Raw genomic sequence first — 19,136 nt, forward strand, 5'->3', positions numbered from 1 at the left:
TTTCAGGACAAATTTTATTGATAATATTATTGATAACTATTTGCATTTGCAATAGAGTAGTGGCCGCGCTGTGGGAAGCGCGCTCATAAAACAACCATGCCACGCGTTGTGTGCGCTCGAGGACGGGGCTGCTTACGCAAACTGCGGGTGACACCATGCCGCCTCCTCTCCCTTTCGGGAATGGAGCCCGGGGATGCGGCGCGAAAAGCAGGACGTACAATGAATAAGAAGATTCACTCCCTGGCCTTGCTGGTCAACTTAGGGATTTACGGCGTTGCGATGCCAGCGCTGGCAGACGACAACACCGCCAACGCGCAGCACGAAGACACCATGGTGATCACCGCCGCAGAGCAGAACCTGCAGGCACCAGGGGTATCGACCATCACCGCCGATGAAATCCGTAAAAACCCGCCCGCACGTGACGTGGCCGAAATCATCCGCACCATGCCTGGCGTTAACCTGACCGGGAACTCCACCAGCGGACAGCGCGGCAATAACCGTCAGATTGATATTCGTGGTATGGGTCCGGAAAACACCCTGATCCTGATCGACGGCAAGCCGGTCACCAGCCGCAACTCCATCCGTCTGGGCTGGCGCGGCGAGCGAGATACCCGCGGTGACACCGGCTGGGTACCGCCAGAGATGATTGAACGCATTGAGGTCATTCGCGGCCCGGCCGCAGCTCGCTACGGTAACGGTGCGGCAGGCGGCGTGGTGAACATCATCACCAAAAAATTCGACAACCAATGGCATGGCTCCTGGAACACCTACCTGAATGCTCCAGAACATAAGGATGAGGGTTCCACTAAGCGCACCAACTTCAGCCTGAGCGGCCCGCTGAGCGGCGACTTCAGCTTCCGCATGTTTGGTAACCTGGACAAAACCCAGGCCGATGCGTGGGACATCAACCAGGGTCACCAGTCCGATCGTACCGGTACCTATGCCGACACCCTGCCTGCAGGCCGTGAAGGGGTCGAGAACAAAGACATTAACGGCGTGGTCCGCTGGGACTTCGCGCCCATGCAGTCCCTGGAGTTTGAAGCGGGTTACAGCCGCCAGAACAACCTCTACGCGGGTGATACCCAGAACACCAACAACGACAACAGCTCCAGCGGTCTGGTGAAGAAAAACTACGGTAAAGAGACTAACCGTATCTATCGCCAGAACTTTGCGGTGACCTGGAACGGCGGCTGGGATAATGGCATCACCACCAGCAACTGGGCGCAGTACGAGCACACCCGCAATTCGCGTCTCGGCGAAGGCCTGGCAGGCGGTACGGAAGGATTATTCAACAGCAATAAATTCACCGACACCGACCTGGCTGATGTGATGCTGCACAGCGAAATCAACCTGCCGATTGATTTTCTCGTCAACCAGAACCTGACGCTGGGCACCGAGTGGAACCAGCAGCGCATGAAGGACTCGACCTCCTTCTCGCAAACCCAGCAGGGCGGGACCATTCCGGGGCTCAGCAACGATCGTAGCCCGTATACCTCGGCGGAGATCTTCTCCCTGTTCGCTGAAAACAACATGGAGCTGACGGACAGCACCATGCTGACCCCGGCGCTGCGCTTCGATCACCATACGATCGTCGGTAACAACTGGAGCCCGTCCCTGAACCTGTCGCAAGGCCTGGGTGACGACTTTACGCTGAAGATGGGTATCGCCCGCGCCTATAAAGCGCCGAGCCTGTACCAGACCAACCCGAACTATCTGTTGTACAGCAAAGGCCAGGGCTGCTACGCCAGCTCCGACGGCGTGGGTTGTTACATGATGGGTAATGACGACCTGAAAGCCGAAACCAGCATCAACAAAGAGATTGGTCTGGAGTGGAAACACGACGGCTGGCTGGCGGGCGTGACCTGGTTCCGTAACGACTACCGCAACAAGATTGAAGCGGGGTATGCGCCAGTCGGCCAGACCTCCACCAGTAAAGTGACCACCGATATTTACCAGTGGGAAAACGTGCCTAAAGCGGTGGTTGAAGGTCTGGAAGGCTCCCTGAACGTGCCGGTCAGCGACACGATCAACTGGACCAACAACATCACCTATATGCTGCAAAGTAAGAACAAGGAGACCGGCGACCGTCTGTCGATCATCCCGGAGTACACGCTGAACTCAACCCTGAGCTGGCAGGTACATCAGGATGTGTCGCTGCAGTCGACCTTCACCTGGTACGGCAAGCAGCAGCCGAAGAAGTACAACTACAAAGGCCAGCCGGTGACCGGGTCTGAGAAAGACGAAGTCAGCCCGTACAGCATCGTTGGCCTGAGTGCGACCTGGGACGTGACCAAAAACGTCAGCCTGACCGGCGGCGTGGATAACGTCTTTGATAAACGCCAGTGGCGCGCGGGTAATGCCCAGACCACCGGCAACGCCACAACCGGTGCGTATATGTACGGCGCGGGTGCATACACCTATAATGAGCCGGGCCGAACCTGGTTTATGAGCGTGAACACGCACTTCTAAGGCAGGCTGTGTCTCCCCTCTCCTGCCGGGAGAGGGGCTGAATGTCTCCCTCTCCCGGCAGGAGAGGATCGGGGTGAAGGCATCAGGCCGCACTATTCCTCAACGTCAGGACGAGAAAACATGCGCACCACCCACTCCACATTTCGTCTTGCCGGAACCACGGTCCACCAAATTACCTTCGATCCCACCACCTTTACCGACGCAGACCTCCTCTGGCTTCCTCACCACAACGCGCTTGCTCACGCTGCCCCCAAACGTAAAGCTGAACACCTGGCCGGACGCCTCGCCGCCGCCCACGCCCTGCAGGAATATGGCTCTACGGCCATACCGGCTATCGGCAGCAGCGGCGAGCCGCTGTGGCCTGACGGCATGACGGGCAGCATCAGCCATACGGCCAGTCGTGCGCTGGCCGTTGTAACGCCGCACGGGCTAACGGGTATCGACGGGGAAATTATCCTCGCTGATGACGAAGCGGTGGAGATCAAAGACGGGATTATTGGCCCCGCAGAGGACACGCTGCTGCGCCACACCGGCCTGCCATTTGCGCAGGCGCTGACGCTGACGTTTAGCGCCAAAGAGAGCCTGTTTAAGGCGCTGTTTTCACAGGTTAACGCGATGATGGGCTTTGATTGTGCCCGCGTCACGGCGCTCGACGAGAATACCCTGACGCTGGCGCTGACCCGCCCGCTGGCGGGGTTTTCGCAAGATGATGCCTTCACGCTGTTTTGGCTGCGTGACGGCAACACGCAGATCACACTGCTTCCGCCTTTTCCCGCCGCTTCGCGCAAGTCATCATCACGGCGTTGAACAATACGCCAGACTGCAGTCTTTTCAATCCTTGCCCCAGGTGCAGCGCAGATAAGGCTGGGTGTTACTTCTTACTGAACAAAAACCTCATGCAAATGACTGTTATCCCAGTGGCACCAATGGCCGAGACGGACAGAACAAGAATCGAAGCAAAATCATGCACACCCTCTATGCCGTAAATACTAAACACGTTTGCCAGACGTTGAACGTTGTCCAGAGGAAAAAAGGCTGCCCATACCAGGCCGCAAACAAAAAACCAAAATACTATTTGTACGCAAAAAAGGAAAAAACCGGTGAAAGTCCTCATCGGGTCACCGTTATTGCTCCGCAGGAGAACCGTTAATATCAACACCGCCATCGCCTTTAAGCCACACGTAAGCTGGGATCGTCATTTTTATCTCCTTATAAAAACCAGCAGTATTATCGTAAATCGCTTTTTGAATTAATGCATTTGTGCTTAAGGAAAGACTGATAAAAACAGATAAGGCAGATAAATATAAAAAAAGAATGGGCAAATAGCAGTGCTGCTGAGTCGTAAAGGATAAGCAGTCGTAGAACGGGGCCAGAACTGGCCCCGCGGTTTTACTTCAATTCAGTGCTCAAACATCCGGGAACATCACACTATTCCCCGGCGCCTCGCGATGGAGGTGAATAAAGTTCAGGTGCCGCTCATACTGATCCAGTATATCCGTAATCACCTGTTCCTTACTGTAATCCATCAGGTCATTCCCCTGGCTCCCTTCCAGCAGGAACGTCTCAAGGCGGTAATACGTTGATTTCCCACTGCGTGCGCGATAGGTAAACCCGGGCACCGAATACTGCTGTGGCCAAATCTGGTAGACAAAGTTTTGTTCGTCGCCCATATGCACCAGCAGGTCCAGGTGTCCCAGAGTCTCACCGTCGTCCGGCGGCAGGTTTTTCAGTTCAACATACGCACCACGCAGCTTCAGCTCCTGCGCTACCTCTTCCATCGCCGGGAAGCAGACCGTTTCCATCATCTGTTTGGTGTAGCGCGTGCCCGGATAGTTCATCAGACGTGACAACCGCTTTTTCCAGCTCAGTCTGTCCTGCGCACCCATCGGGCGTGGCGCGGTGTCGCGGCTGGCGCTGACGCGGCGGTAATCTTCCACCTTGAGAGATTTATACAGCCCGGCCATCACGAAGAAGATCACGAAACTGAACGGCAGACCCATGATCACCGTGGTGTTCTGCAGGGCAGAAATACCGTTGGTCATCAGCATGCCCAGAGTCAGCAGGCCAATGGCGACAGACCAGAAGATGCGCAGCCAGTTGGGAGCATCGCTGTTGATGTCCTTGAGCTTCGAGGTGAAGTTCCCCAGCACCAGCGCGCCGGAATCCGCCGAGGTGACGTAAAACAGCAGGCCGGTAATGGTCGCAACAGAGGCGCTAAAGGTAAACGCCGGATACTGCGCCAGCAGGCTGTAGAACCCCCGCTCCGGATGCACCATCGCTTCCTGCGCAAACGTCGCATTGCCGTGAATGATCTCGTGCAGCGCGCTGTTGCCGAACACCGACAGCCACAGCAGCGTAAAGGTGAACGGGATAATCAGCGTGCCCATCACAAACTGACGAATGGTGCGTCCACGCGAAATACGCGCCAGGAACAGGCCAACAAACGGCGACCACGCGACCCACCACGCCCAGAAGAACAGCGTCCAGTTGTTCATCCACTCGACCGGGCGGTCAAAGGCGAAGCTGTTCAGCGTCATACCCATAAAGCGGTTCACGTAATCACCCACGTTCAGTACTAACGCATTGAGCAGGAATGACGTATCGCCCATAAACAGCACGAACAGGATCAGCCCCAGCGCCAGCGCGACGTTCAGCTCAGAAAGCACGCGAATGCCCTTGTCCACGCCGGAGGTAACCGAAATGGTGGCGATAATCACCGACAGCGCGATCAGCGCCGCTTTGGCCGCCATGGAATCCGGGATATCAAACAGCACGCTCAGACCGTAGTTGAGCTGCACCACGCCGATACCGAGCGTGGTGGCGATCCCAAAGATGGTGCCAATCACCGCCGCAATATCCACGGTGTGTCCAATCGGTCCGTTAATTTTTTTACCGAAAATCGGATAGAGCGCGGAGCGGATCGTGAGGGGTAAATTATAACGATAGCTAAAGTATCCGAGCGCCATCCCCATCAGGGCATACATCGACCAGCCGGTTAAGCCGTAGTGGAACAATGTCCAGACCATCGCCTGTCGCGCGGCCTCCATCGTCTGCCCCGCCCCTTCCGGTGGCTGCATATATTGCGTGACCGGTTCCGCCACGGAGAAGAACATCAGGTCAATACCAATGCCCGCGGCAAACAGCATCGCGGCCCAGCTCAGCAGGCTGAACTCGGGTTTTGACTGTTCCGGCCCGAGCTTTACCGAGCCAAAGCGCGAGCAGGCGATGCAGACGACGAAGACGATATAGAGCGTCGCCGCCAGCAAGTAGTACCAGCCGAAGGTCTTCGACACCCAGTTAAGGGTGCGCCCAATCCACTCGGCAGAAAAATCGCTAAAGAAGATCGTCATCAGGGAAAACAACAAAATCAGTCCTGCGGATGTATAAAAAACAACCGGATTGATTTTGTCCTTTTCTCTGTCTTGCGAAAGATCTGTCATCCAGTATCCCCACTGTTTTTGTAACTATTGAAATCCAAAACCGCAACAATTAAGACACATTTTATATTGAACGTCCAATCAAAAACCGCTTTAATGGTTAACCAACGCTGATGAATGGAGTGGCAAAAATGCCCAAAGTGGGGATGCAGCCAATCCGGCGCAGGCAACTGATCGACGCCACGCTGGAAGCAATAAATGAAGTGGGAATGCATGACGCGACCATCGCGCAGATCGCCCGTCGGGCGGGCGTTTCCACGGGGATCATCAGTCACTATTTCAAGGACAAAAATGGCCTGCTGGAAGCGACCATGCGCGACATCACCGGCCAGCTGCGCGACGCGGTATTGAACCGTTTGCATGCCTTACCGCACGGCAGCGCTGAGCAGCGTCTGCAGGCGATTGTCGGCGGCAATTTTGATGAAACCCAGATCAGCGGCGCGGCAATGAAAGCCTGGCTGGCCTTCTGGGCGAGCAGCATGCATCAGCCAATGCTCTACCGTCTGCAACAGGTGAGCAGCCGCCGTCTGCTGTCGAACCTGGTGTATGAGTTCCGCCGCGAGCTGCCGCGCGAACAGGCGCAGGAGGCGGGTTACGGGCTCGCGGCGCTGATTGACGGGCTGTGGCTGCGCGCCGCGCTGAGTGGCAAACCGCTGGATAAAACCCTGGCCCAGTCGCTCACCAGCCACTTTATTAGCCAGCATTTACCGACCGATTAACCGAGGAGAATTTATGTCCCGAATGGCAGAACAGCAGCTTTATATCAATGGTGGTTATACATCGGCCACCAGCGGTCGCACCTTCGAGACCATCAACCCGGCCAACGGTGAAGTCCTGGCGATCGTTCAGGCCGCCGGGCGCGAGGATGTCGATCGCGCCGTAGAAAGCGCGCAGCGCGGGCAAAAAATCTGGGCGGCAATGAGCGCCATGGAGCGCTCGCGCATTCTGCGCCGTGCGGTAGACATTCTTCGTGAGCGTAACGACGAGCTGGCGAAGCTGGAAACCCTCGACACCGGCAAAGCGTACTCAGAAACCAGCACCGTTGATATCGTCACCGGCGCGGACGTGCTGGAGTACTACGCAGGGCTGATCCCGGCGCTGGAAGGCAGCCAGATCCCCCTGCGCGATACCTCATTTGTCTACACCCGTCGTGAACCGCTGGGCGTGGTCGCGGGCATTGGCGCGTGGAACTACCCGATCCAGATCGCCCTGTGGAAATCCGCGCCAGCGCTGGCCGCAGGTAACGCGATGATCTTCAAGCCGAGCGAAGTGACGCCCCTCACCGCCCTGAAGCTTGCCGAGATCTACACCGAAGCGGGTCTGCCAGATGGCGTGTTTAACGTTCTGCCGGGCGTGGGCGCAGAAACCGGCCAGTTCCTGACCGAGCACCCGGGCATCGCCAAAGTCTCCTTCACCGGCGGCGTTGCCAGCGGAAAAAAAGTGATGGCCAATTCGGCGGCCTCGTCCCTGAAAGAGGTAACGATGGAGCTGGGCGGGAAATCCCCGCTGGTTATTTTCGACGATGCCGACCTGGATCTCGCGGCGGACATCGCCATGATGGCCAACTTCTTCAGCTCCGGCCAGGTATGCACCAACGGCACCCGCGTGTTCGTGCCGGCGAAATTCAAAGCCGCGTTTGAGCAGAAAATTGTTGAGCGCGTGGCACGTATTCGCGCGGGCGATCTGTTCGATGAACGCACCAACTTTGGCCCACTGGTGAGCTTCCCGCACCGCGAAAACGTGCTGCGCTATATCGCCAAAGGCAAAGAGGAAGGCGCGCGTGTGCTGTGCGGTGGCGATGTGCTGAAAGGCGAAGGCTTTGACAACGGCGCGTGGGTGGCTCCCACCGTGTTCACCGACTGCACCGATGAGATGACCATCGTGCGCGAAGAGATCTTCGGGCCGGTGATGTCCATCCTCACGTACGAAACCGACGAAGAGATGATTCGTCGCGCCAACGACACCGATTACGGTCTGGCGGCGGGTATCGTGACTGCCGACCTGAACCGCGCGCACAGCGCGATCCACCAGCTTGAAGCGGGTATCTGCTGGATCAACACCTGGGGTGAATCCGCGGCAGAGATGCCGGTTGGTGGCTACAAACACTCTGGCATTGGCCGCGAGAACGGCGTAATGACGCTCCAGAGTTATACCCAGGTGAAGTCCATCCAGGTTGAGATGGGTAAATTCCAGTCCATATTTTAACCGGGAGGTTTTTTTGCAATTTGACTACATCATTATTGGTGCCGGCTCTGCCGGCAACGTACTGGCAACACGACTGACGGAAGATCCCAATACCACCGTTCTGCTGCTAGAAGCGGGCGGCCCGGATTACCGTTTTGACTTCCGCACCCAGATGCCTGCCGCGCTGGCGTTTCCCTTGCAGGGCAAGCGTTACAACTGGGCGTATGAAACCGAGCCCGAGCCGCACATGAACAACCGCCGTATGGAGTGCGGTCGCGGCAAAGGGCTGGGCGGCTCATCCCTGATCAACGGCATGTGCTACATCCGCGGTAACGCGATGGATCTGGATAACTGGGCAACTGAGCCGGGTCTGGAACACTGGAGCTATCTCAACTGCCTACCCTACTACCGTAAGGCAGAGACCCGTGACGTGGGGCCAAACGACTACCACGGCGGCGACGGCCCGGTGAGCGTGACCACCTCTAAACCCGGCGTAAACCCGCTGTTTGAAGCGATGGTAGAAGCCGGTGTGCAGGCGGGCTACCCGCGTACTGACGACCTTAACGGCTATCAGCAGGAAGGCTTCGGTCCGATGGACAGAACCGTGACGCCGCAGGGCCGTCGCGCCAGTACCGCACGCGGCTATCTGGATCAGGCGAAATCACGCCCGAACCTGACCATTCGCACCCATGCCATGACCGATCACATTATTTTTGACGGCAAACGTGCGACAGGCGTCGAGTGGCTGGAAGGCGAGAGCACGATTCCGTCAAAAGCGACGGCCAGCAAAGAGGTGCTGCTGTGCGCCGGGGCGATTGCCTCTCCGCAGATCCTGCAGCGCTCCGGCGTGGGTAACGCGGAACTGCTGAAGCAGTTTGACATCCCGCTGGTACATGACCTCCCGGGTGTGGGTGAAAACCTGCAGGATCACTTAGAGATGTACCTGCAGTACGAGTGCAAAGAGCCGGTTTCCCTCTACCCTGCCCTGCAGTGGTGGAACCAGCCGAAGATTGGTGCGGAATGGTTGTTTGGCGGCACCGGCGTGGGAGCGAGCAACCACTTTGAAGCGGGCGGGTTTATCCGCAGCCGCGAGGAGTTTGAATGGCCGAATATTCAGTACCACTTCCTGCCGGTCGCCATTAACTACAACGGGTCGAACGCGGTCAAAGAGCACGGTTTCCAGTGTCACGTTGGCTCCATGCGCTCACCAAGCCGCGGGCATGTACGGATTAAATCACGCGATCCGCATCAGCATCCGGCGATCCTGTTCAACTATATGTCCCATGAACAGGACTGGCAGGAGTTTCGCGATGCGATCCGCATCACCCGTGAGATCATGCACCAGCCGGCGCTGGATAAATACCGTGGACGGGAAATCAGCCCGGGCATTGAGTGCCAGACCGACGAACAGCTGGACGAGTTTGTGCGTAACCACGCTGAAACCGCCTTCCACCCGTGCGGCACCTGTAAGATGGGGTATGACGAAATGGCCGTGGTCGACGGCGAAGGTCGCGTTCATGGGCTGGAAGGATTGCGCGTGGTGGATGCGTCCATTATGCCGCAGATCATCACCGGCAACCTGAACGCCACCACCATCATGATTGGCGAGAAAATTGCCGATGCCATTCGCGGACGCGAGCCGCTGGCGAAGAGTACCGCGGCATATTATGTCGCCAACGGTGCACCGGTTCGCCTGTAACGCAGTTTGCTAAGCAGCCCCTCTCCCAACGGGGGAGGGGCATATTTTACAGACGAAACGCCTCCAGCTTTTTACGCTGCCGCCCTTCCCCGTCAAAATTCGCTTCAGCCAGCCAGGCGCGGAGTTCGGCATCCCGCTGTGGCCATTCGCCATCAATGATTGACAGCATGTCGCTGTCGCGGTTGCGCCCTTTGCGCACCAGCTTCTGACGCAGCCGGCCTTCCCAGACAAACCCCAGCCTTTCCGCCGCATTACGCGAGGCAGTGTTCATTGAATCGCACTTCCACTCCAGCCGACGATAGCCATGCTCGAATGCATTCCTGAGCAGCAGCCATACGGTTTCCGTGCCAAGGCGGGAGCCTTTCATCTTGCGTGACCAGGTGACGTGGCCGATCTCCACCGACCCTTGCATGCGCTCTATTGCCATATAGCTCACCAGCCCCACAGCTTGCCCGGTACGTAAATCGATGACGGCGTACGGCACCAGTTCATCATCCAGTACTTTGCCAAGGACCCATTCTGCGGTGTCTTCAACGCTCACGGGCTGGGTGCTGACAAGCCACGTCCAGTCGCTGTCGTCCCCCAGCGCATAGGCCTCATACAAATCCGCGGCGTGGCGTTCGGCATCCAGCGGCTCCAGACGACAATACTGACCGACGAGCGGAGTGCGGGTTAACGCACGGGCGCATTTCCAGTCGGGGACGATATCGTTAACAGTTTGACCATGTTGATTAAGCTCGGGCACGGCGTTGACTCCCGGAAGGATAAGGGTTTTGTTATAGCAGGTTAAAAAGCGGACGAAAAGAGACGCGGCGTATCGCCTGCTCGGGAAAACGGGGGGAGTGGCGTTTGCACGCCAGGATGACAGCGGTACGCCGGGTAAGACGTCGCCCTACCCGGCAAAACATTATTTCAGCAGCTTCACCGTAGCGTCGATGTCGATCTCATCTTCCGTGAAGATCATCGTCGTATTCTGGAAGGTGGTGATAGCCAGCTTCTTCACCGTGCGCATTTCACCCGGTTTTTTGTCAGACTTAGGTTTGATGTTATTCATCAGCAGCCCCACGGACAGTACCGCGTTCTCTTTATCGATGCCGGTATCTGCTGGCTCTTCTTCGCTGAACACCACAAACGATTTGATCGAGGTGAGCTTCACGCGCTCGCCTGCGATATAGAGGTGTTTGCTTTCCGGGATCACCTTCACCGCATAGGCGGAAAGGCCTTTGTTGTTGGTTGTAGGCTCGAAGGTCACCGCTGCGTCTTTCTTAATCAGATCAGGGTTGGCGACCTTAATCACATGAAAATAGCGGTTGTCACCGTTTTCATCTTTGATAAATCCAAAGCCTTTATCTTTAAACCACGTTGTGATTGTACCGTTCATCGCTGTTACCGCCTGTCAGATCTCTAAGACTAAAGTTTTGCAGCGCGCAGTGTAATCCACAATGGCTGAGGAGACAAAAAAAAGCCCCTGCACGGGGGCAGGGGAAAACTCATGTCAGAGCTTATTAGTATTTAGTTGAACACCATACCACCGTCAATCAACAGGGACTGACCGGTCATGTAGTCGGAATCTGGCCCGGCGAGATAAGAGACACAGGCGGCCACATCTTCGGGTTCGGACAATCTGCCAAGCGTAATGCGTTTGGCAAACGTTTCAGTGCCGTAGCCGAGCGGTTTACCCGCCGCTTCGGAGACCTGGCGGTCAATTTCCGCCCACATTGGCGTTTTGACGATACCCGGGCAGTAAGCGTTAACGGTGATCCCTAATGGCGCAAGGTCACGTGCCGCCGTCTGGGTTAACCCGCGTACCGCAAACTTACTGGAACTGTAGACCGCCAGTTCAGGGTTCCCGGTATGGCCTGCCTGTGAACAGGCGTTGATGATCTTGCCGCCGTGCCCTTCTTTACGGAAGGCGTCAATGGCGGCCTGGATACCCCAGATAACCCCTTTGACGTTGATGTTGTAAACTTTGTCGACAATTTCCGGGGTGATCGACTCAATTGGCGTGGAAGGCGCGATCCCGGCATTGTTGACGATCACGTTGAAACCGCCCAGCGCAGTGCGGGCTTTTTCCACCGCTGCAAACACCTGCTCGCGGCTGGAGACATCCACCTTCACGGCGACGGCCTTCCCTCCATTGCGGGTGATCTCATCGGCAACGGCTTTTGCCGTCTCTTCGTTGTAATCCGCGATGGCGACGGCAAAACCGTCTTTCACCAGGCGAAGCGCAATCGCTTTACCAATCCCCTGGCCTGAGCCTGTTACGAGAGCAACTTTTTGCATTTCTCTGTCCTTATATTGATTCACAAAATCTGGCTGAGATGGAGCTGGCCCATCAGCAGCGGGTTATCGCTATAGTCGACGGGAATGGCGACCACGGCCGGGCCATCGACATCCATTGCAGCACGCAGCGTAGGCTCCAGCGCATCCGCGCTCTCGACGGCAAAGCCTTTCGCCCCAAAGGCATCGGCATAGACTTTGAAATCGACCGGGCCGAACTCTACGCCGGAAAGGCGCTGGTATTTTTTCTCTTCCTGGATCGCCACCATGTTGTAGGCGTTGTCTACCCAGATGATGTGCAGCACATTGGCGTTGAGACGCACGGCGGTTTCCAGCTCCATGCTCGACTGCAGGAAGCCGCCGTCACCGGACACCGAGACCACCTTGCGACCAGGATTGACCAGCCACGCACCAATCGCCCACGGCAGTGCAACGCCCATGGTCTGCTGACCGTTAGAGATCATGACCTGACGTGCGCGGAAGCTATAGAGATAGCGGGCGATCCAGATGTGAAAGCTCCCCATATCAACGGTGAGCGTAACGTCGTTATTGACGATGTCCTGCATGGCCCGCACGATGCGCAGCGGATGCAGGGCAAACTGATTGAGCGAGGCGCCACGGCGATCGAGCAGATCCCGTTGATGCTGACGATCGACCAGGATTTCTGACGCACGCGCGCTGAGCTCCAGCTTGTGGGCGATCCGGCTGGCGAGCAGGTTCAGCGTTTCGGCGATGTCCCCCACCAGCTCGAGGTCAGGCACATAATTGCGTTCTTCATAGGCGGGCAGCACATCGATATGCACCAGCGTGGCGTCGCCGCTGTTCCACATGGACGGTTCGTATTCCACTGGGCTGTAACCGATGCAGATAATCAGATCCGCCAGATGCAGCAATCTGTCGCCTGCCTGGTTGTTAAAGAGGCCGACACGTCCGGCAAAGCGGGTGAAATGTTCCTGATTCACCGCCCCGGCCGCCTGATAGGTACTGGTGACCGGGATGCGGCTTTTCTCCAGCAGCTTACGCAGCGCGGCGCTGTTGGCAGGCTGGCTGGCCATCAGGCCCAGTAAAATGACCGGATTTTTGGCTTTTTCGATAAGCTTCGCCACGTCGTTAATGGCGGATTCCGGTGCTGGCCCCATTTTGGCAGTACTGCTGCCCGGCAAAATCGCGCCCGTGGCGGGCTGGTCGACAATATCCTGCGGCAGGCTGACGAACGCGCCCCCAGGCCTGCCGTGCTCGGCAGCGCGAAACGCGTTCGAGACCACTTCGGCAATCGCATCCGGTGAACTCACCTCTACGGCGTATTTCGTCACCGGGCTGAACATGGCGACCGTGTCCATGCTCTGATGCACCAGCTTCGCTTTATCTGCCCGCTTCACGGCACCGCCCAGCGCGACCACCGGATCGCCCTCACTGTTGGCGGTGGCAATCCCGGTGATCAGGTTTGAGCAGCCCGGTCCGGAGGTGACCAGCGCGACCCCGGCCTTGCCGGTGAGGCGCCCTACCGCTGCGGCCATAAACGCCGCGTTCGCTTCGTGGCGCACGGGAATGATTTCGATGGAGGAATCGAGCAAGGAATCAAATACTTTGTCGATTTTTGCACCCGGAATACCGAAAACCTGCTTCACGCCCTGCGCTTCCAGCTGGCCTACGACCATATCGGCGCCATGCGCCCACTGACGTGCCTGTTTATCACTGTTCACGGTGGTTCTCCTGTTAGTTTTCGACGGAACGGATTGCAGCATCAAGGTTGCTGGGGTGAAGGTTGGCCTGTAAAAATGCGCTGTCGGCAGGCAGGTCGATCATCAGTTTGTGAATTTCACCGAAGGTCAGCACGCCGCTCTCAAGCTGGTAGTCGAGCAGATGCCCGCCGCCCTGACGATCGTCGGTGATAAAATGTTCGTGATATCCCGCGACGTTAATGCCCTGCATATGCTGCGGCGTGCGGAACCCGACCAGTACCCCTTCTCGCTGGTTAAAGCGGAACACCGGCTGGTCGTCCAGCACGTCGGTCATCGCACGGTATGGCGGCTTCTGACGCGGAACGGTACGGGTGTGGGCGTGGCGGAAATTACCGTCGATGCGTAACGCACAGAACAGGTTATCGGAGGGGATTTGCTGGTCGATCACGTCATGGATCTGCTGACGGCTGACCGGCGCATCGAAGGTTTTGCGATACTGCGGCTGGAACCAGGTCATCACCGCAAACGGTGTTTTTTGCTCCGGCTTCGCGGCACGGGCACTCCCGTCGGCGCGCAGCTGATACACCTGGCTGCTGAAGGCAATCATTTCGCCATCCAGCTCGTTGAACGTACCCAGACCAAAATCGCCGTGCGCAAGCAGATCGGCGATAGTGGTATCCCCCTCGTACACGCCGCTTAACAGGGCGCTCATTAGCGATGTCTGATAGATCACGCTGTCAGGATGCTGGGCAGAAAACCCACGCAGGGTCTCGCACAAACTGGCCTCACAGTCGCATGCAGATGAATGCACCATCATGCTCGTCCTCTTCAACTTTATTTAGAAAGGTTAAATAAATGTTGACCCGATTCAGCATAGAGTTCCAATATAGAATCCATGCTGGTTTGAGACGTTTTTGATATGGAACTTCGTTATCTGCGGTATTTTGTCGCCGTTGCACGTGAGCGACACTTCACCAAAGCGGCCAAAGCGCTGGGTATTTCACAGCCTCCTCTGAGTCAGCAGATTAAACGGCTCGAGGAAGAAGTGGGCACGCCGTTATTCAGACGCCTGACGCGAGGCGTGGAGCTGACTGAAGCGGGAGAAGCCTTCTATGAGGACGCCTGTAAGATCCTGGCGCTGAGCGACGCCGCGCTGGAGAAAGCCCGGGGCATTGCCCGCGGGCTGAACGGCAGTCTGTCGATTGGGATCACCAGTTCAGACGCCTTTCACCCCAAAATCTTCACCCTTATTCGCCAGTATCAGCTGCAGAACATGGCGGTGAGAGTGCACCAGGTAGAAGCCAATATGTCTTCGCTGACGGCGATGCTGGCGGAGGGTGAGCTGGATATCGCGTTTGTGCGTCTGCCGTGTGAGAGCAGCAAAGCGTTTGAGCTAAAAATTCTCGACCGTGAGCCGATGGTTGTGGCGCTGCATCGCGACCATCCACTGGCGAAGTGTGGATCGCTGGCGCTGGACCAGCTTCGTGATACGCCGGTCGTTTTGTTCCCGCAGGAGGTCGCGCCAGGGCTGTACGATCGCGTTTACGGCTGCTGCGAGCGAGCCGGAATTGACGTGCAGCACACGCTGCAGTCTTCGCAACTTTCCTCTTCCCTGAGCATGGTGTCCGCTGGCGGCGGGTTCGCCCTGGTGCCGAAGTCGATGGCCGCCATTTCGCCCCCCAATGTGACCTACCATGCGCTGACATCACCGGAGCTTTATACCGATATCGCGCTGTGCTGGCGGCGTTTTGAACGTTCGCGGACGGTGAAACGGTTTCTGGCGATGCTGAGTGAAGGGTAATGGCGCGGCGTTGCTTGCGCCCGCTAAGGCCTTTCTGGAAGCCGCCTCGCAAACCTGCAAGTAACCTTGTGTAATTCAGGGTTACTGCTTTTCTTACTCTCCTCCCGGCCGTAAAGTGCCTGCGTTGCGGCACATCCGCAACCGGGCGTAGGAACCCGCATATCACGATACGACAATTATTTTGTCGCGGCAGCGCTCATCCCGTTACACTACGGTCGCGCTGGCGGAGCAACCGAAAGGTTGGCCGTTTTTGTCGTGTGCGGTATTCCTACCTCCGTCAGCGCTACCACCCATGAGCGTAGGAACTTATTGGATGGTCTGGAGTTTTTTTAAAATGGAAAATCACATGACAACTGTCCCTTCCCTGTCTTACGCGCTCTCTGAAGAAAGCGCTATACACCATCTGATTCATCTACAACTGCCTGAATCTGCAGATCTCTTCGAACTGGCCGATGCCTGCACCGCGTATGTAAGCGTGCTGGTAGAAACCGACGATGCGGTCACCCATGCAACACTGTGCACGCGTTTGCTGGCAGTCCTTAAACGCCTTCGCGCGCGTTGTGATTCTGCCCTCCCGCCTTATCTGGTCGAACAGCTGATTGCAGGAGAGAAGATTGTCTCCTGCGTTCCGGACTGCTGGCAGGATACGTCGCTCCAGGTGGACTATGCGCTGGCGTTAACGCAGGCGGTAATGGGCGGAACATTGCCTGCAAACGTGGCAAAAGAGCTGACCGGTCTGCTACATGATATGGTCTGGCTGCTGGCGGAGTTCGTCAAGGAGCCGTATATCACGGCGCACTAAGGCCAGAGCTTAAGGGCCGAAATCCAGCTGGTCTGTGAGCCAGAATTTCGGCCTTAATAATATAAAAAACCCATGCAGACGAAGGGTTAAAGTACTGAGATAGCCTCGTCCAGCCAGCCGGGAAGCGTTTCTCTGTACCAGTTCAGGTACAGCTCAAAATCTGTTTTGTTCCGGTCATAGAGCAGGGACACCACCTCTGACACAATCCATGCTTTAGCAAGGGTTATTTCCATCGCTAACTGTCGGGCAGGCATATGCGGATAATGCACGCTGTAACGCTCCGCAAGCTGTAAAATGCTTTGCCTGGAGCCCATCCCCTTTACCAGCGGGGCGAGGTCGATAGCCGGACTGCCCGTGCCAAACCTTTCCCAGTCAAAGAGAACCCACTCTCCGTTTTCTCTCCTCCCCCAGTTACCGGCGTTGGTATCCCCTGAGATTAAACATTTCTGCCGAAACAAAACGCTGCCCGCTTGCTGAAAACAGCGCATCTGGTGGGCCGCGCGGTCCGGTAATTTCAAAAGCGCCAATGATTTTTCAAGCGCTTTCTCGGACCAGGAATGAGGGTGATACACCCAGGTTGGGTCTGGTGGAGTGCGATGAAGATGAGAAAGGCATTTCAATATGTCATCCCCCGACACCTCATCCTGAGACACTTTTCCAGGGATATATTCCAGCCTTAACCGGCGTGGATGTAGATCGGCAGACAACAGCGTCGGCGTTTTGATCCCCCTGCTGTTGAGCTCTTCCGCCGCATGCTCGTAGAAAGCGTATTCCACAGGGCTAACAGGGCATTTATCTATGACTTGCTGACCATATTGATCCACCAAACGCTGCACTTTTGCCGCACCCATTTGGGATAAATTCTCCGCAGACATACATGACTCCCTGTGTCAGGTTTGGCTTTAAGGGATAAGTGTAGTGTGATGCGGAGAGATCAGGGGCATTGCGTTTTACGGGCAGTGTTGCAGGTTGTGGGAAGGTCCGCTTAGAGCGAAGAGCGGAAGCTGGCTCTTGTACAGACAGCCAGTACAATGGTAGACAAATTCAGCCCTCACGACGGAGAGTGTTCAAAGGCCTCTACTGACGCCCCAATATGGCTTTACCGCAGTCTCCGACTGATAAACATGTCAATGTCATCGAAGATATCGGCGCGAGGCAGATCCCGGGGTTTGTAGACCCGTTTTCTGATTCATTGCTTTTTCAGCGAACTGAAGTAAGGTCGTAGAAGTAAAACAGTACCGCTGGCAGATGGGGCATTTTCTCGCGTTAGCGGAGGTCATCACTCTGCTTAGATTCAGCTTATGACGTCAGCCGATAGTGTGACTGTACCAGACCCGAAGGGAAGCTACGGCTGGATAATAGCGTCAAATCGATATCATGGGGCAGCACTCCGAACAGCGGCTTTCCCGAACCGAGCAGGACAGGAACAGTAGTGATAACGATATCGGCGACCAGACCTTCGCGAAGGAACGACTGTATTAACTGCCCACCATCGATATAGGCCCGGTGCACGTTCTTCTCCATTAGCTCAGTAAGAGCCTCCCTTGGCGTGCAGCATGAAAACTGCACTTTACCCTTCAGCGCCTCGGGCACGGGGGTACCGGTTAGCTGCCGGGAAAGCACCAGCACGGGTCGATCATAAGGCCATTCGTCAAAAGTCAGCACCTTCTCATAGCTGCCTTGCCCCATAATGATCCATTCTTTGTCCGCGATAAATGCGGCATAGCCATGATCTTCTGTCGGGTCATCGCGCTTCAACAGCCAGTCGATATCACCATCCTGTCGAGCGATATAACCATCAAGACTGACTGCGATGAAAACATGTGTGGTGACCATCACGTGCTCCGTATTCAGGTTGCATATATCTCGTTGAGTTTAGCAATGTTAGCCATATTGATATGCTCCGATAAAGTCACATCACAATGTTAGCAACATCTGCTCCAGGCACGCAGCGAGCAAGCTACCTTAGCTGAAGGTCCGCTGTGAACGAAAAGCGGACATTCCAGTTGCATCACGTCTGGGCTTTACGTTGCGACCAGGACGGAGCGGGAATATAGGGCAAGTTCACAGCTGCGATATCGCATCCTGGGTGCCACCGTGCGCGGCGATAAACATGGCGACGGCCGACCGACAATATGATTCGATTTCGTTGTCGTCCTCTGCTCTGGCCGCATCGAAGCGCGCGATAATCAGAAGGTCAGAGCCTTTGAAAAGCGCGGCAAACAAGCGAGCGGATTGAAGAGGATCGGGAACGTTCAGAAGCGCTTTCTGGTGCAATTGACGTAAAAGAGCTTCGATTTGGGCGATGACATGAGCGGGGCCAGCTTCATAATGGAGTTTGCTTAACGACTTTTGATTCGTCTTGTCAGCCATGACCATGGCTTCGACACTACTCACGTCGGGCCTCAACAACGTGCGCAGCAGTAATGATCCCACCGCCATCAGTTGATCTTCAACCGAACCGTCAACGCCTTCAAGAAGGGACTGTGGTGCAAACAACTGATGACAACCGGCCACAATGGCCGCACTGAAGAGTGCCTCCTTGTTCTCGAAGTGCCGATAGATGCTGAGTTTGGATATCTTCGCTCGCTGGGCGACTTTGTCCAGGGTTGTCGCCTGAAATCCCAATTCTACGAATAGCTCGGAGGCGGCCTCGACGATTGTCTGGCCAAGCGCCTCGTTGACAGGCCGGCCCCGCCGGGTCGGGTTGTTTTTATTGGTCACTATAAATACAGTCCTTGACAGTATCGTAATTATTTAATTACGATACCATGCAGTTTCA

16 protein-coding genes and 1 pseudogene are annotated in these 19,136 nt (G+C 56.3%); 7 read left to right on the forward strand and 10 right to left on the reverse strand.

Features of this window, described 5'->3' with window-relative positions:
* Positions 1-219: 219 nt before the first annotated feature.
* Positions 220-2,469 carry a TonB-dependent siderophore receptor gene (locus tag L466_RS04840; protein ID WP_032681449.1) on the forward strand — a complete coding sequence of 750 codons (2,250 nt, stop codon included), beginning with the start codon at positions 220-222 and terminating at the stop codon, positions 2,467-2,469.
* A gap of 120 nt (positions 2,470-2,589) precedes the next feature.
* Positions 2,590-3,276, forward strand: a complete 687-nt coding sequence (entD, locus tag L466_RS04835; RefSeq protein WP_032681450.1) for an enterobactin synthase subunit EntD — start codon at positions 2,590-2,592, stop codon at positions 3,274-3,276.
* 599 nt (positions 3,277-3,875) lie between these two features.
* On the opposite strand, the gene betT is transcribed toward entD, so the two are convergent.
* Complete coding sequence (gene betT, locus L466_RS04830) at positions 3,876-5,909, reverse strand: choline BCCT transporter BetT (protein WP_014169058.1); 2,034 nt, start codon at positions 5,907-5,909, stop codon at positions 3,876-3,878.
* A 128-nt stretch (positions 5,910-6,037) separates the two neighbouring features.
* Between betT and betI the strand changes: the two genes are divergently transcribed.
* Genes betI through betA form a run of 3 tightly spaced genes read left to right on the forward strand, consistent with a single transcriptional unit; the run spans position 6,038 to position 9,789 of the window.
* Positions 6,038-6,625 (forward strand): transcriptional regulator BetI, encoded by a 588-nt coding sequence (betI, locus tag L466_RS04825; RefSeq protein ID WP_020885037.1) that lies wholly within the window; start codon positions 6,038-6,040, stop codon positions 6,623-6,625.
* A 13-nt stretch (positions 6,626-6,638) separates the two neighbouring features.
* Positions 6,639-8,111 carry a betaine-aldehyde dehydrogenase gene (gene betB / locus L466_RS04820; RefSeq protein WP_032681453.1) on the forward strand — a complete coding sequence of 491 codons (1,473 nt, stop codon included), beginning with the start codon at positions 6,639-6,641 and terminating at the stop codon, positions 8,109-8,111.
* A 13-nt stretch (positions 8,112-8,124) separates the two neighbouring features.
* Positions 8,125-9,789 (forward strand): choline dehydrogenase, encoded by a 1,665-nt coding sequence (betA, locus tag L466_RS04815; protein WP_020885039.1) that lies wholly within the window; start codon positions 8,125-8,127, stop codon positions 9,787-9,789.
* A 46-nt stretch (positions 9,790-9,835) separates the two neighbouring features.
* Here the strand turns inward: betA and L466_RS04810 are convergent, their stop codons facing one another.
* The 5 genes from L466_RS04810 to budA form a co-directional block, all read right to left on the reverse strand.
* On the reverse strand, positions 9,836-10,534 hold the full coding sequence (locus L466_RS04810) for a GNAT family N-acetyltransferase (RefSeq protein ID WP_014169054.1): 699 nt from the start codon (positions 10,532-10,534) through the stop codon (positions 9,836-9,838).
* A 162-nt stretch (positions 10,535-10,696) separates the two neighbouring features.
* Positions 10,697-11,170, reverse strand: coding sequence for a cold-shock protein (locus L466_RS04805; RefSeq protein WP_014169053.1), 474 nt, complete (start codon positions 11,168-11,170; stop codon positions 10,697-10,699).
* Positions 11,171-11,301: 131 nt separating this feature from the next.
* Complete coding sequence (locus L466_RS04800) at positions 11,302-12,072, reverse strand: (S)-acetoin forming diacetyl reductase (protein WP_020885040.1); 771 nt, start codon at positions 12,070-12,072, stop codon at positions 11,302-11,304.
* A 20-nt stretch (positions 12,073-12,092) separates the two neighbouring features.
* Entirely contained in the window at positions 12,093-13,772 is a 1,680-nt protein-coding gene (gene alsS, locus L466_RS04795) for an acetolactate synthase AlsS (RefSeq protein WP_020885041.1), read from the reverse strand.
* Positions 13,773-13,785: 13 nt separating this feature from the next.
* On the reverse strand, positions 13,786-14,565 hold the full coding sequence (gene budA / locus L466_RS04790; protein WP_025204708.1) for an acetolactate decarboxylase: 780 nt from the start codon (positions 14,563-14,565) through the stop codon (positions 13,786-13,788).
* 105 nt (positions 14,566-14,670) lie between these two features.
* Between budA and L466_RS04785 the strand changes: the two genes are divergently transcribed.
* Together L466_RS04785 and L466_RS04780 are read left to right on the forward strand one after the other, a co-directional pair.
* Positions 14,671-15,552 carry a LysR family transcriptional regulator gene (locus L466_RS04785; RefSeq protein WP_020885043.1) on the forward strand — a complete coding sequence of 294 codons (882 nt, stop codon included), beginning with the start codon at positions 14,671-14,673 and terminating at the stop codon, positions 15,550-15,552.
* A gap of 346 nt (positions 15,553-15,898) precedes the next feature.
* Positions 15,899-16,354: a hypothetical protein gene (locus L466_RS04780; RefSeq protein WP_025204709.1), complete on the forward strand. Its 456-nt coding sequence runs from the start codon at positions 15,899-15,901 to the stop codon at positions 16,352-16,354.
* A gap of 86 nt (positions 16,355-16,440) precedes the next feature.
* Here the strand turns inward: L466_RS04780 and L466_RS04775 are convergent, their stop codons facing one another.
* From L466_RS04775 to L466_RS04765, 4 genes and pseudogenes are all read right to left on the reverse strand, one after another.
* Positions 16,441-17,229, reverse strand: coding sequence for a phosphotransferase family protein (locus L466_RS04775; protein ID WP_032681454.1), 789 nt, complete (start codon positions 17,227-17,229; stop codon positions 16,441-16,443).
* A 224-nt stretch (positions 17,230-17,453) separates the two neighbouring features.
* Positions 17,454-17,570, reverse strand: a pseudogene (locus L466_RS24040) (IS3 family transposase); the annotation flags it as partial.
* An 83-nt stretch (positions 17,571-17,653) separates the two neighbouring features.
* Positions 17,654-18,190 carry a dihydrofolate reductase family protein gene (locus tag L466_RS04770; RefSeq protein ID WP_032681455.1) on the reverse strand — a complete coding sequence of 179 codons (537 nt, stop codon included), beginning with the start codon at positions 18,188-18,190 and terminating at the stop codon, positions 17,654-17,656.
* A 228-nt stretch (positions 18,191-18,418) separates the two neighbouring features.
* Positions 18,419-19,078 (reverse strand): TetR/AcrR family transcriptional regulator, encoded by a 660-nt coding sequence (locus L466_RS04765; RefSeq protein WP_193163125.1) that lies wholly within the window; start codon positions 19,076-19,078, stop codon positions 18,419-18,421.
* Positions 19,079-19,136 lie beyond the last annotated feature (58 nt).

The organism is Enterobacter sp. BIDMC 30 (assembly GCF_000534355.1).
Taxonomy (GTDB): Bacteria; Pseudomonadota; Gammaproteobacteria; order Enterobacterales; family Enterobacteriaceae; genus Enterobacter; species Enterobacter ludwigii.